We start from the raw sequence: 13211 nt of genomic DNA, 5'->3' as shown, positions 1-13211 counted from the left end.
ATCCCTCTTTCGGGGGTTCGAGCCCCCTCGCTTCACGCGAGAAATCGGGGCACTTCAGCAATGGTCTGAACGGGTCCGGGGAGAGCCGGCCGGATCACTGGGATCCGGCCGGCCAACCCGTCAGACCTCTTCGACGCTGCTCGGCTCGCGCCGGGACAGGTCGATACCGAGCTCCTCCGCCGCGCGGAAGACGTCCTCGTCCGTGTCGCGCATCTCGATGGACATGCCGTCCGAGGACAGCACCTCCACGTTGAGGCAGAGCGACTGCATCTCCTTGATGAGCACCTTGAAGGACTCGGGGATGCCGGGCTCGGGGATGTTCTCGCCCTTGACGATCGCCTCGTAGACCTTGACGCGGCCGGTGACGTCGTCGGACTTGATCGTCAGGAGTTCCTGGAGGGCGTATGCGGCGCCGTAAGCCTCAAGGGCCCACACCTCCATCTCACCGAATCGCTGACCACCGAACTGCGCCTTACCACCCAGCGGCTGCTGCGTGATCATGGAGTACGGGCCGGTCGAACGAGCGTGGAGCTTGTCGTCGACCAGGTGGTGCAGCTTGAGGATGTACATGTACCCGATCGAGACCGGGTCCGGGAACGGCTCGCCGGAGCGGCCGTCGTACAGGTTGGCCTTGCCCGAGGGCAGGACCAGCCGGTCGCCGTCGCGGTTCGGGATCGTGGCCTGGAAGAGGCCGGTGATCTCGTCCTCGCGGGCGCCGTCGAAGACGGGGGTGGCGACGTTGGTGCCGGGGGCGACCTGGTCGGCGCCGATGGCCTGCAGGCGCTGGGCCCACTCGTCACCGAGGCCGGAGACGTCCCAGCCGCGGCTGGCGAGCCAGCCGAGGTGGATCTCCAGGACCTGTCCCGGGTTCATTCGGGACGGGACACCCAGCGGGTTGAGGATGATGTCGACCGGGGTGCCGTCCTCCAGGAACGGCATGTCCTCGATCGGGAGGATCTTCGAGATGACGCCCTTGTTGCCGTGACGGCCGGCGAGCTTGTCACCATCGGTGATCTTGCGCTTCTGCGCGACATAGACGCGGACCAGCTGGTTCACGCCCGGCGGCAGCTCGTCGCCCTCTTCGCGGTCGAAGACGCGGACGCCGATGACCTTGCCGATCTCGCCGTGCGGGACCTTGAGCGAGGTGTCGCGCACCTCGCGCGCCTTCTCACCGAAGATCGCGCGGAGCAGACGCTCCTCCGGGGTCAGCTCGGTCTCACCCTTGGGCGTGACCTTGCCGACGAGGATGTCGCCGGCGACGACCTCGGCACCGATACGGATGATGCCGCGCTCGTCGAGGTCGGCGAGGACCTCTTCGGAGACGTTCGGGATGTCCCGGGTGATCTCCTCCGGGCCCAGCTTGGTGTCACGGGCGTCGACCTCGTGCTCCTCGATGTGGATCGAGGAGAGGACGTCGTCCTGCACGAGGCGCTGCGACAGGATGATCGCGTCCTCGTAGTTGTGACCCTCCCACGGCATGAACGCCACGAGCAGGTTCTTGCCGAGCGCCATCTCACCGTTCTCGGTGGCGGGCCCGTCGGCGAGGACCTGGCTCTCGATCACGCGGTCGCCCTCGGAGACGACGACCTTCTGGTTGACCGAGGTGCCCTGGTTGGAGCGCGAGAACTTGGCGATGCGGTACGTGGTGTACGTGCCGTCGTCGTTCGTCACGGTGATGTAGTCCGCGGAGACCTCCTGGACCACACCCGCCTTCTCCGCCTTGAGCACGTCACCGGCGTCGGTGGCACAGCGGTACTCCATGCCGGTACCGACCAGCGGCGCCTCGCTCTTGATGAGCGGGACGGCCTGACGCATCATGTTCGCGCCCATGAGGGCACGGTTGGCGTCGTCGTGCTCGAGGAACGGGATCATCGCGGTCGCGACCGACACCATCTGGCGCGGCGAGACGTCCATGTAGTCGACGTCGTCACCGGGGATGTAGTCGATCTCCCCGCCACGGCGGCGGACCAGGACGCGGGCCTCGGTGAAGCGCATGTCCTCGGACAGCGTCGCGTTCGCCTGGGCGATCACGAAGCGGTCCTCTTCGTCGGCCGTCAGGTAGTCGACGTCGTCGGTGACGACACCCTCGACGACCTTGCGGTACGGCGTCTCGATGAAACCGAACGGGTTGATGCGCCCGTAGGAGGCCAGCGAGCCGATCAGACCGATGTTCGGGCCTTCGGGCGTCTCGATCGGGCACATGCGGCCGTAGTGCGACGGGTGAACGTCACGGACCTCGAAGCCGGCCCGCTCACGGGACAGACCACCCGGGCCGAGGGCGTTCAGACGACGCTTGTGCGTCAGCCCCGACAGCGGGTTGTTCTGGTCCATGAACTGGGACAGCTGGCTGGTGCCGAAGAACTCCTTGATGGAGGCGACGACCGGCCGGATGTTGATCAGGGTCTGCGGCGTGATCGCCTCGACGTCCTGGGTGGTCATGCGCTCGCGCACGACACGCTCCATACGGGCGAGACCCGTACGGACCTGGTTCTGGATCAGCTCGCCGACGTTACGGATACGACGGTTGCCGAAGTGGTCGATGTCGTCGGTCTCGACCATGATCGAACGACCCGACTCACCCACCGTCTCGGTCTCACCGGCGTGCAGCTTCACCAGGTACTTGATGGTGGCGATGATGTCGTCGCTGGTGAGAACACCGGCGTCGAGCGGCTCGTCGGCGCCGAGCTTCTTGTTCACCTTGTAGCGGCCGACCTTCGCGAGGTCGTAGCGCTTCGGGTTGAAGTAGAGGTTCTCGAGCAGCGTCTGAGCGGCCTCGCGCGTGGGCGGCTCGCCCGGACGCAGCTTGCGGTAGATGTCGAGCAGCGCGTCGTCCTGGCCCTGGGTGTGGTCCTTCTCCAGGGTGGCGCGCATGGACTCGTACTCGCCGAACTCCTCGAGGATCTGCTCGGTGGTCCAGCCGAGAGCCTTCAGGAGGACGGTGACGGACTGCTTGCGCTTACGGTCGATGCGCACACCGACCATGTCGCGCTTGTCGATCTCCATCTCCAGCCAGGCACCCCGGGACGGGATGATCTTGGCGGAGAAGATGTCCTTGTCGGACGTCTTGTCGATGGAGGAGTCGAAGTAGACACCCGGCGAGCGCACGAGCTGCGACACGACGACACGCTCGGTGCCGTTGATGACGAAGGTGCCCTTGTTGGTCATGAGCGGGAAGTCGCCCATGAAGACCGTCTGGGACTTGATCTCGCCGGTCTCGTTGTTGGTGAACTCGGCCGTGACGAAGAGCGGCGCGGCGAACGTGAAGTCGCGCTCCTTGCACTCGTCGATCGAGTTCTTCGGGGGCTCGAAGCGGTGGTCGCGGAACGTGAGCGACATCGACCCGGAGAAGTCCTCGATCGGGGAGATCTCCTCGAAGATTTCCTCCAGGCCGGACTTGGTGGGGACGTCTTGTCCACTGTCCAGAGCAGCCTCGACGCGAGCCTTCCAGGCGGCGTTGCCCAGGAGCCAGTCGAAGCTCTCGGTCTGCAGCGCGAGGAGGTTCGGAACCTCGAGGGGCTCCTTGATCTTTGCAAAAGAGATGCGCAGCGGGGCGGTGCTGGCACCGTTGTTCGTATTCGAGGTCGAGGCGTTGCGCGAGGCGGCCAAGAGGGGGTCCTTCCGAGGGCTCGGACTCACTACGCGCGTACCGGCCCCAAGCCGCACACAGAGACAGGAAACCCAAGGTCAGGGATAATCCGGTCATCGGTGCTGAGCGTGGGCATGCCCCTGGTGACGGGCAGGAGGCAGCTAACAGGCAGCGCAAAGGGTCAGTGTAGCCAAGCGGCACACTGATGTCCAGTCGGGGTTCTCAGAGACCCACGTTGCTCTCAACAGCTGTTCTCAACACCTATGAATAGCCCTCGCGCGGTGTGCGCTCTTCTTTACTGCCCTCTTCGTTCACGATCCATGCCTCGGATACGGATCGAGATGACGACGCGTCCTGAGAATCGCGCTCCGCGTGCGGTTCGTCAAGGCCCCCGGGCCCCGGCGGACGTCCACCGATCTTCACCTGCGCCCGGAGGACGCCTGTTGACGCCTCTGGCGCTCCCGGAGAAACGCACGGCGAAGATCACCCTACTCGCCGGAGGCGGAAGATCAAGGCAGCCTCCTGGGCCACGCCAAAGGGCGACCACCCGGATGGGTGATCGCCCTTTGCGATGTGACATCTGCGCCTTGCGGCAGAGACGGTCCTGAGGAGTCAGATGACTCGCAGGGTCACTTGACCTCGACGGAGGCGCCGGCGGTCTTGAGGGACTCGGCAGCCTTCTCGGCGGCCTCCTTGGCGACCTTCTCGAGGACGGGCTTCGGGGCGCCGTCCACGAGGTCCTTGGCCTCCTTGAGACCCAGCGAGGTCAGCTCACGCACGACCTTGATGACCTGGATCTTCTTCTCGCCAGCACCCGTGAGGATGACGTCGAACTCGTCCTGCTCGGCCTCGGCCTCGGCGGCGGGGCCACCCGCGGCGGGACCGGCGACGGCGACCGCGGCGGCGGCGGTGACGTCGAACTTCTCCTCGAACGCCTTAACGAACTCGGAGAGCTCGATGAGGGTGAGCTCCTCGAACTGGGCGAGCAGGTCTTCCTGGCTGAGCTTCGCCATGATGGCGTCCTTCCACTAATTCGGCAGGTGCCGGATGTATATGTCGGCGGGCGTACGTGGTGCCCGCTGGACCACCGAGTGGTTACTCGGCAGCCTCGGCGGGAGCCGGAGTACCGGCACCGCCCTGCTCTTCCCTCTTGGCGCGAAGCGCTTCCGCGGTGCGGACGAACTTCGACGGCAGAGCCTGGAAGAGCTGCGCAGCCTGAGTCTGCTTGCCCTTGAAGGCACCGGCCAGCTTGGAGAGCAGAACCTCGCGGGACTCGAGGTCCGCGAGCTTCTTGATCTCATCGGCGGACAGCGCCTTACCGTCAAGGACACCGCCCTTGATGATGAGGTTGGGGTTGTCCTTGGCGAAGTCACGAAGACCCTTCGCCGACTCCACCGGGTCACCGGTGATGAAGGCAACCGCCGTCGGACCTGCGAACAGGTCGTCCAGCGTGTTGATCCCGGCCTCGTTGGCCGCAATCTTGGTCAGCGTGTTCTTCACCACGGCGTACTGGGCGTTCTCACCGAGCGAACGACGCAGCGTCTTGAGCTGCGCCACGGTGAGACCCCGGTACTCGGTCAGCACGGCGGCGTTCGAGCTGCGGAACTGGTCCGTCAGCTCGGCTACCGCGGCAGCCTTGTCGGGCCTTGCCATGAGCGTCGGCCTCCTTCCGGGTGATGAGGACCGCTCAGAAGGGGCCGGGAAAGACGAAACGCCCCAGCACAAGTGCCAGGGCGCGGCTCGACCGGACGGAGTCCGGGAGCGTTACACAGTCACCTGCGCAGGTCGTCCGATCTAGCGGAACCTTCGGTCACCGTCCCTCTCGCGAGAGCGCGGCGACGACCAGCGGTCTTTGGCTTCCTGGTGAGCGTACGCGACCGGGGCCGTCGGGAGCAAATCCGTCCAGGTTCGACCGGTGCGAGAGGTTTGAGGGCTGCTCGGGCGGCCTGGCGGCCGGCCGTACGAGGACGGGCCCCACACCCTCCGAAGAGGCTGCGGGGCCCGTCCCATGGCGTGACGCGGCTACTGGCTGAGCACGGGGGCTCAGACGGCGGCCGGGTCCTCCTCGACGAGGAGGTTGCGCACGCGGTTGGCGTCCAGCGGGATGCCGGGGCCCATCGTCGTGCTCATGGTCGCCTTCTTGATGAAGCGACCCTTCGCGGCGGACGGCTTCAGACGGAGGATCTCCTCGAGCGCCGCGCCGTAGTTCTCGACCAGCTTCGTGTCATCGAAAGAGGTCTTTCCGATGATGAAGTGCAGGTTCGAGTGCTTGTCGACGCGGAACTCGATCTTTCCGCCCTTGATGTCGTTGACGGCCTTGACGACATCGGGGGTGACGGTGCCGGTCTTCGGGTTCGGCATCAGACCACGCGGACCGAGCACGCGGCCCAGGCGGCCGACCTTGCCCATGAGGTCCGGCGTGGCGACGACGGCGTCGAAGTCCAGACGGCCCTTCGCCACCTCGTCGATGAGCTCGTCGGCGCCGACGATGTCGGCGCCCGCGGCTTCCGCGGCCGCAGCACGGTCACCGGTCGCGAAGACCAGGACCCGGGCGGTCTTGCCGGTGCCGTGCGGGAGGTTCACGGTGCCACGGACCATCTGGTCCGCCTTGCGAGGGTCGACACCCAGGCAGAAGGCGACCTCGACGGTGCCGTCGAACTTGGTGGTGGCGGTGTCCTTGGCGATACGGACGGCCTCGAGCGGGGCGTAGGTACGCTCCCGGTCGATCTTCGCGTCCGCAGCGCGGAGGTTCTTGCTGCGCTTCACATCTACTCCTGTGGTTTTCAGAGTGTGGAGTCGTGGTGCGGACCAGCGCTTGGTCCTACCACTGTGGGGCTACGGGGCTGACTCAGCCTTCGACCGTGATGCCCATGGAACGGGCGGTGCCAGCGATGATCTTCGACGCGGCGTCGAGGTCGTTGGCGTTCAGGTCGGGGAGCTTGGTCGTGGCGATCTCGCGGACCTGGTCGGCCGTGAGCTTGGCGACCTTGGTCTTGTGCGGCTCGCCGGAGCCCTTGTCCACACCCGCGGCCTTGAGGATCAGCTTGGCGGCCGGCGGAGTCTTGGTGATGAAGGTGAAGGAGCGGTCCTCGTAGACCGTGATCTCCACCGGCACGACCATGCCACGCTGCGACTCGGTCGCGGCGTTGTAGGCCTTGCAGAACTCCATGATGTTGACGCCGTGCTGGCCCAGTGCGGGACCGACCGGCGGCGCCGGGTTGGCCGCACCGGCGTTGATCTGGAGCTTGATAAGCCCCGTGATCTTCTTCTTCTTGGGAGGCATTGCTCTCTCCGGGTCCTAGTGAGAGTGTTTCGCCGCCATTCCGGTCATCCGGATGGAGGCATACCGCGCAACGATAACGGGTATAGCTGCGCGACCAAAAACCGAGCAGGTCAGACCGGCTGCGAAGCCTGTCTGACCTGCTCGGTAAGCATGTGTCCAAAGACTGGCGGAAAGGCCGTCAGTTCTTCTGGATCTGGTCGAAGCTCAGCTCGACCGGGGTCTCGCGACCGAAGATCTCGACGAGGCCCTTGACCTTCTTCGAGTCGGCGTTGATCTCGTTGATCGTCGCCTGCAGGGTCGCGAACGGGCCGTCGGTGACGGTGACCGAGTCGCCCACCTCGAAGTCCAGGACCTGCACCTCGACCTTGCGGGCCGGAGCCGGCTTGCCCTCGGCCTCGGCCGCCTCGCGGGCCGCCTTCTCCTCGGCCTCGGGGGCGAGCATCTTGACGATCTCGTCCAGGGTCAGCGGGTAGGGGTCGTAGGCGTTGCCCACGAAGCCGGTGACGCCGGGCGTGTTGCGGACAACACCCCAGGACTCGTTCGTCAGGTCCATGCGCACCAGGACGTATCCCGGGAGCTTGTTCTGACGGACGTTCTTCCGCTCACCGTTCTTGATCTGGACGATCTCTTCCTCGGGCACCTCGGCCTGGTAGATGAAGTCCTCGACGTTGAGCGAGACGGCGCGCTGCTCCAGGTTGGCCTTCACGCGCTTCTCGTAGCCGGCGTACGTGTGGATGACGTACCACTCGCCGGGAAGTCCGCGCAGCTCGTCGCGCAGGGCGGCGACGGCATCGACGGGGGCGGCCGGTTCGGCCTCCTCCGCGGACTCGTCCTCGGCGTCGGACTCGTCCGCCGCCTCGTCGTCCTGGGCGGCTTCCTCGTCCTCCGCGGCCTCTGCGTCCTCGTCGGACTCGGCACGCACGGCGTCCTGCTCGGCGGGCTCGCCCGCGGCGTCGTCAGCAGCGTCGACCTGGTCCGGGGCCACGGCGTCCGCCGCCTCGACGATGTCGAGCTCGTCCTCGGCGGACTCGACGGCGCTCGCCGTGGGCTCGGCGTCGTCGTTCAGGTTCGGGTCAGACACGATGGCTGCTTCTTCCTGGATACAAATGGGTGGAACATGCGAAAGGGGCGCCGATGAGGCGCCCTCCGCGGGGATCAGCCGAAGACGTACTTGATGACCCGCGCAAATCCGAAGTCAATCACGGTGACGAGACCGATCATGACGACCACGAACACGATCACCACGGCCGTGTACGTGGACAGCTGGCTGCGCGTGGGCCATACGACCTTGCGGAGCTCGGCGACGATCTGGCGGTAGAACAGCGCGAGACGGCCCAGAGGACCCTTCTTCCCGCGCTTGCCGCCCTTCCGAGCCTTCTTCTTCGACTCGGGGGATTCGTCCTCGGCATCAGGCATGTCGATGGAGCCCACGGCGTCCGTCACGCTACTCACCTGATTCCGGGTCGTGGCCGTGCCGCGCCCGGTGGAGCCGCACGGCGGTGCATTGAAGTACGTACATGCGCACACATCCTGGCGAAGGAGTGTGTAGCAGGGCCGGAGGGACTTGAACCCCCAACCGCTGGTTTTGGAGACCAGTGCTCTACCAATTGAGCTACGACCCTTTGTGGTTTCCACCAACCTACCGCATCTTCCCCGGCGGTCCGGTTGGGAAAACGGTGCGGCTGATGAAGGCCAACGACAGGTGAGTGTACGTGCTCGGGGGCGCCGCGTCGAACAGACCACAACCGACCGGTCCTGTCCGGATGCTGTCCGAGTCCTGTCCGGTCCCTGAAACCGCTGTGCCGAGGGCTTTTCCGGTCTGCGAGCATGGGGGCATGAGCGCTGCAACTTCTCCGTCCGAGCGCCGGGTCTCGGCCCGCATCGGTGCGATCTCCGAGTCCGCCACCCTCGCCGTCGACGCCAAGGCCAAGGCCCTCAAGGCCGCCGGCCGTCCGGTGATCGGTTTCGGCGCCGGCGAGCCCGACTTCCCGACGCCCGGTTACATCGTGGACGCCGCCATCGAGGCGTGCCGCAACCCGAAGTACCACCGCTACACCCCTGCGGGCGGGCTCCCCGAGCTCAAGGCCGCCATCGCGGCGAAGACCCTGCGCGACTCCGGCTACGAGGTCGAGACCTCGCAGATCCTGGTGACCAACGGCGGGAAGCAGGCCATCTACGAGGCGTTCGCCGCGATCCTCGACCCGGGCGACGAGGTCATCGTCCCCGCCCCGTACTGGACGACGTACCCGGAGTCGATCCGTCTCGCCGGCGGTGTACCGGTCGAGGTCGTGGCCGACGAGACCACCGGCTACCGGGTCTCGGTCGAGCAGCTCGAAGCGGCGCGCACCGAGCGCACCAAGGTCGTCCTCTTCGTGTCGCCGTCCAACCCGACGGGCGCCGTCTACGACGCGGCCGACACCGAGGCGATCGGCCGTTGGGCCGTCGAGCACGGGCTGTGGGTGATGACGGACGAGATCTACGAGCACCTGGTCTACGGCGACACGGCCTTCACCTCGCTCCCCGCGGTCGTGCCCGAGCTCCGCGACAAGTGCATCGTGGTCAACGGAGTGGCCAAGACGTACGCCATGACCGGCTGGCGGGTGGGCTGGATCATCGGCCCCAAGGACGTCGTGAAGGCCGCGACCAACCTGCAGTCCCACGCCACCTCCAACGTCAGCAACGTCTCGCAGGCCGCAGCGCTCGCGGCGGTCTCCGGGCCGCTGGACGCGGTCGCCGAGATGCGGACCGCCTTCGACCGCCGCCGCAGGACGATCGTGCGGATGCTCAACGAGATCGACGGAGTGCTGTGCCCGGAGCCCGAGGGCGCGTTCTACGCGTACCCGTCGGTGAAGGAGATCCTCGGCAAGGAGATCCGCGGCAGGCGTCCGGCGGACTCCGTCGAGCTCGCGGCCCTCATCCTGGAAGAGGCCGAGGTCGCCGTGGTGCCGGGCGAGGCGTTCGGTACGCCGGGGTACCTGCGGCTGTCCTACGCACTGGGCGACGACGACCTGGTCGAGGGCATCTCGCGGATCCAGAAGCTGCTGGGCGAGGCCCGCGCCTGACGTGAGGTGACCGCACCGAGAAGGCGACCCCCGGCTCCGGCCGGGGGTCGCCTTTTCGTGCGAGCCGTAACTCACAGGGGGATCCCGCTATCGCGACACCCCTCGCGTGCGGCAAGATCTTCCGATGGAGCGTGACGTACGGCGGTTGCCCAAGGCCCATCTGCACCTGCACTTCACCGGGTCGATGCGGCCCACCACCCTGCTCGAACTGGCGGACAAGTACGGGGTGCGCCTGCCCGAGGCGCTGACCGGAGGCGAACCGCCGAAACTACGGGCCACGGACGAGCGCGGCTGGTTCCGCTTCCAGCGCCTCTACGACATCGCCCGGTCCTGCCTGCGCGAGCCGGAGGACATCCAGCGGCTCGTGCGCGAGACCGCCATGGAGGACGTCGCGGACGGCGCCGGTTGGCTGGAGATCCAGGTCGACCCGACCTCGTACGCCCCGCTGCTCGGCGGGCTGATCCCGGCGATCGAGATCATTCTGGACGCCGTGGACCGAGCGGCCCGCGACACCGGGCTGGGGATCCGGGTGGTGATCGCGGCGAACCGGATGAAGCATCCGCTGGACGCCCGGACACTGGCCCGGCTCGCCGTGCGGTACGCGGACCAGGGTGTCATCGGCTTCGGGCTCTCCAACGACGAACGCCGCGGGATGGCCCGCGACTTCGACCGCGCCTTCGCCATCGCCCGTGAGGGGGGCCTGATCGCCGCTCCGCACGGCGGCGAACTCTCCGGCCCCTCCAGCGTCCGGGACTGCCTGGACGACCTCGACGCGGCCCGGATCGGGCACGGCGTCCGGGCGGCCGAGGATCCGAGGCTGCTGCGCGAGCTCGCGGAGCGGGGGGTGACCTGCGAGGTCTGCCCGGCCTCCAACGTGGCGCTCGGCGTCTACGAGAAGCCCACCGACGTACCCCTGCGCACTCTGTTCGACGCCGGGGTGCCGATGGCGCTCGGCGCGGACGACCCGCTGCTCTTCGGTTCCCGGCTGGCGGCGCAGTACGACCTCGTGCGCCGCCACCACGCCTTCACCGACGAGGAACTGGCCGAGCTGGCCCGGCAGTCCGTACGGGGCTCGGTCGCGCCCGTCGACGTGCGGGAGAGGCTGCTGGGCGGGATCGACGCGTGGCTGGCCGGCTGATGCCGATCGGCAGCGGCGCGCGGCCGGCTACAGGCTGACGCCGACCGTCACCGGCTCGTTGACGAGGGTGACGCCGAAGGCCTCGTGGACGCCGGTGACGACCTCGCGGGCCAGGGCCAGCAGGTCCTCGGTGGTCGCGCCGCCACGGTTGGTGAGGGCGAGCGTGTGCTTGGTGGAGATCCGTGCGGGGCCCGCGCCGTACCCCTTGGTGAAGCCCGCCTTGTCGATCAGCCAGGCGGCCGAGGTCTTCACCCGGCCGTCGCCCGCGGGGAAGGCGGGGGGCGTGACGTCCGCGCCCAGACGCTCACCGGCGCGGGCGAGGAAGGCAGCGTGCTCCGCCTCGTCGAGGATCGGGTTGGTGAAGAAGGATCCGGCCGACCAGGTGTCGTGGTCCTCCGGGTCGAGGACCATTCCCTTGCCCGCCCTCAGCCGGAGGACGGTTTCGCTGGCCGAGGCGGCGGCGACGCGGTCGCCCTGTTCGACGCCCATGGCCCTCGCGGTCTCGGGGTAGCGCAGGGGCGCGGACTGCCCGCCCGCGTCCTCCAGGGAGAACCGCACGCGGAGCACGACGAAGCGGTCGGGTTCGGCCTTGAAGCGGCTGTGGCGGTACGTGAACGCGCAGGCCTCGTTCGGGAGGGTGATCGTCTCCCGGGTGTGCCGGTCGTAGGCGACGACCTCGGTGATGACCGAGGACACCTCCTGCCCGTAGGCGCCGACGTTCTGGATCGGCGTGGCCCCGGCGGATCCGGGGATCCCGGCGAGGCATTCGATCCCGGCCAGCCCCGCCGCGACCGTACGGGCCACGGCGTCGGTCCAGACCTCGCCCGCCGCCAGTTCGAGCGACGTACCGGAGAGCTCGAAGCCCTTGGTCGCGATACGCAGGGCCGTTCCGTCGAAGCCCTTGTCTCCGATGACCAGGTTGGATCCGCCGCCGATGACCAGCAGTGGGGTACCGCTGTCGTCGGCTTCGCCGACGGCTGCGATCACCTCCGCGTCCGTGGTGGCCGTCAGGAGGCGGTCGGCCGGGCCGCCGAGGCGGAAGGTGGTCAGGGGGGCGAGGGGGGCGTCGTGGAGTTCCTGCACGGGGACAAGAGTACGGTCCACGTCCCGCGACCGGGGCGTGGACCGTACGTGCGAGCTGGGTGGGGCGGTGACGTTCAGGCGAGGCGGACGACGGCGCGGGACATGCCCAGCACCTTCTTGCCGTCGCTCATCGCCGTGAGGTCGACCCGCACCAGGTTGTCCTCCAGCTTCGCCGCGACCTTGCCGCTGACCTCGACCAGCGCCCCGGTGTCGTCGTTCGGGACGACGACCGGCTTGGTGAACCGCACGCCGTACTCGACGACCGCCGCGGGGTCACCGGTCCAGTCCGTGACCACCCGGATCGCCTCGGCCATGGTGAACATGCCGTGCGCGATCACGTCCGGCAGCCCGACCTCGCGCGCGAACTTCTCGTTCCAGTGGATCGGGTTGAAGTCCCCGGAGGCACCCGCGTACTGCACCAGAGTCGCCCGGGTCACCGGGAACGACTGCGCCGGCAGCTCCGTACCGACCTCGACCGCCCCGTAGGCGATGCTCGCCGTCATCACGCCTCCTCGGCGGCACGTGCCACCAGCTTCGTCCACGCGGTCACGACGTGTTCACCCGACTCGTCGTGCACCTCACCGCGGATGTCCACGATGTCGTTGCCCGCCATCGTCTTGATCCCCTCGATGGTCGAGGTGACCGTCAGCCGGTCCCCCGCCCGCACCGGGCGCACGTAGGCGAACTTCTGGTCGCCGTGCACCACACGGCTGTAGTCCAGACCCAGCTGCGGGTCCTGGATCACCTGACCCGCGGCCCTGAAGGTGATCGAGAAGACGAACGTGGGGGGAGCGATCACATCCGAATGCCCCAGCGCCTTGGCCGCCTCCGGGTCCACGTACGCGGGGTTGGTGTCACCCACCGCTTCCGCGAACTCCCGGATCTTCTCCCGGCCGACCTCGTACGCCGGGGTGGGCGGATAGGTCCGCCCCACGAAGGACTGGTCGAGCGCCATGAGCCCGGTACCTCCTGATGAAAGTCGAATGGGGCGAGTAGAACACCCCGAGCCACCAGATAAAACGACACGAGGCCGCCCCCAGTGGGGACGGCCTCGTGTAC

General features: G+C 67.6%; 12 protein-coding genes and 1 tRNA gene. 2 read left to right on the top strand and 11 right to left on the bottom strand.

Going from position 1 to position 13211, the window contains the following annotated elements; all coding sequences use genetic code 11:
* Positions 1 to 120 precede the first annotated feature (120 nt).
* The 8 genes from rpoB to JOC24_RS02005 all read right to left on the bottom strand — a co-directional run bounded on the left by rpoB (position 121) and on the right by JOC24_RS02005 (position 8491).
* Entirely contained in the window at positions 121 to 3606 is a 3486-nt protein-coding gene (gene rpoB, locus JOC24_RS02040) for a DNA-directed RNA polymerase subunit beta (protein WP_205018343.1), read from the bottom strand.
* A gap of 609 nt (positions 3607 to 4215) precedes the next feature.
* A complete protein-coding gene (rplL, locus tag JOC24_RS02035; protein WP_205018342.1) occupies positions 4216 to 4599 on the bottom strand; it encodes a 50S ribosomal protein L7/L12 in 384 nt (127 codons plus the stop codon).
* Positions 4600 to 4681: 82 nt separating this feature from the next.
* The gene (gene rplJ / locus JOC24_RS02030; RefSeq protein ID WP_205018341.1) at positions 4682 to 5239 is read right to left on the bottom strand and encodes a 50S ribosomal protein L10; all 558 of its coding nucleotides are present in this window, start codon (positions 5237 to 5239) and stop codon (positions 4682 to 4684) included.
* Between the two features lie 390 nt (positions 5240 to 5629).
* Positions 5630 to 6352, bottom strand: a complete 723-nt coding sequence (rplA, locus tag JOC24_RS02025) for a 50S ribosomal protein L1 (RefSeq protein WP_033297585.1) — start codon at positions 6350 to 6352, stop codon at positions 5630 to 5632.
* Between the two features lie 82 nt (positions 6353 to 6434).
* Positions 6435 to 6869, bottom strand: a complete 435-nt coding sequence (gene rplK, locus JOC24_RS02020; protein ID WP_205018340.1) for a 50S ribosomal protein L11 — start codon at positions 6867 to 6869, stop codon at positions 6435 to 6437.
* Between the two features lie 178 nt (positions 6870 to 7047).
* On the bottom strand, positions 7048 to 7950 hold the full coding sequence (nusG, locus tag JOC24_RS02015) for a transcription termination/antitermination protein NusG (RefSeq protein ID WP_205018339.1): 903 nt from the start codon (positions 7948 to 7950) through the stop codon (positions 7048 to 7050).
* 74 nt (positions 7951 to 8024) lie between these two features.
* Positions 8025 to 8312 (bottom strand): preprotein translocase subunit SecE, encoded by a 288-nt coding sequence (gene secE, locus JOC24_RS02010; protein WP_205018338.1) that lies wholly within the window; start codon positions 8310 to 8312, stop codon positions 8025 to 8027.
* A gap of 106 nt (positions 8313 to 8418) precedes the next feature.
* Positions 8419 to 8491 (bottom strand) — tRNA-Trp (locus tag JOC24_RS02005).
* 213 nt (positions 8492 to 8704) lie between these two features.
* Between JOC24_RS02005 and JOC24_RS02000 the strand changes: the two genes are divergently transcribed.
* Both JOC24_RS02000 and JOC24_RS01995 read left to right on the top strand, forming a co-directional pair.
* Positions 8705 to 9931 carry a pyridoxal phosphate-dependent aminotransferase gene (locus JOC24_RS02000; RefSeq protein WP_205018337.1) on the top strand — a complete coding sequence of 409 codons (1227 nt, stop codon included), beginning with the start codon at positions 8705 to 8707 and terminating at the stop codon, positions 9929 to 9931.
* A gap of 124 nt (positions 9932 to 10055) precedes the next feature.
* The gene (locus JOC24_RS01995; RefSeq protein WP_205018336.1) at positions 10056 to 11069 is read left to right on the top strand and encodes an adenosine deaminase; all 1014 of its coding nucleotides are present in this window, start codon (positions 10056 to 10058) and stop codon (positions 11067 to 11069) included.
* Between the two features lie 27 nt (positions 11070 to 11096).
* Here the strand turns inward: JOC24_RS01995 and JOC24_RS01990 are convergent, their stop codons facing one another.
* The 3 genes from JOC24_RS01990 to JOC24_RS01980 form a co-directional block, all read right to left on the bottom strand.
* Complete coding sequence (locus JOC24_RS01990) at positions 11097 to 12152, bottom strand: UDP-N-acetylmuramate dehydrogenase (RefSeq protein WP_205018335.1); 1056 nt, start codon at positions 12150 to 12152, stop codon at positions 11097 to 11099.
* A gap of 74 nt (positions 12153 to 12226) precedes the next feature.
* Entirely contained in the window at positions 12227 to 12655 is a 429-nt protein-coding gene (locus JOC24_RS01985; protein ID WP_205018334.1) for a MaoC family dehydratase, read from the bottom strand.
* Positions 12655 to 13107, bottom strand: a complete 453-nt coding sequence (locus JOC24_RS01980; protein ID WP_205018333.1) for a MaoC family dehydratase N-terminal domain-containing protein — start codon at positions 13105 to 13107, stop codon at positions 12655 to 12657. The genes JOC24_RS01985 and JOC24_RS01980 overlap by 1 nt, the downstream gene beginning before the upstream one ends.
* Between the last annotated feature and the right edge of the window lie 104 nt (positions 13108 to 13211).

Origin of the sequence: Streptomyces sp. HB132, assembly GCF_016909575.1 — a bacterium.
Classification (GTDB): Bacteria; Actinomycetota; Actinomycetes; order Streptomycetales; family Streptomycetaceae; genus Streptomyces.
Note: the sequence above shows the minus strand (reverse complement) of the source record. Positions and strands in the feature narration are given on the sequence as shown.

Excerpts from the sequence above, each read along its gene's own strand:
- rplK (WP_205018340.1), bottom strand. The coding sequence starts at position 6,869 with ATGCCTCCCAAGAAGAAGAAGATCACGGGGCTTATCAAGCTCCAGATC.
- JOC24_RS01980 (WP_205018333.1), bottom strand. The coding sequence starts at position 13,107 with ATGGCGCTCGACCAGTCCTTCGTGGGGCGGACCTATCCGCCCACCCCG.
- rplL (WP_205018342.1), bottom strand. The coding sequence starts at position 4,599 with ATGGCGAAGCTCAGCCAGGAAGACCTGCTCGCCCAGTTCGAGGAGCTC.
- JOC24_RS01985 (WP_205018334.1), bottom strand. The coding sequence starts at position 12,655 with ATGACGGCGAGCATCGCCTACGGGGCGGTCGAGGTCGGTACGGAGCTG.
- rplJ (WP_205018341.1), bottom strand. The coding sequence starts at position 5,239 with ATGGCAAGGCCCGACAAGGCTGCCGCGGTAGCCGAGCTGACGGACCAG.
- JOC24_RS01995 (WP_205018336.1), top strand. The coding sequence starts at position 10,056 with ATGGAGCGTGACGTACGGCGGTTGCCCAAGGCCCATCTGCACCTGCAC.
- JOC24_RS02000 (WP_205018337.1), top strand. The coding sequence starts at position 8,705 with ATGAGCGCTGCAACTTCTCCGTCCGAGCGCCGGGTCTCGGCCCGCATC.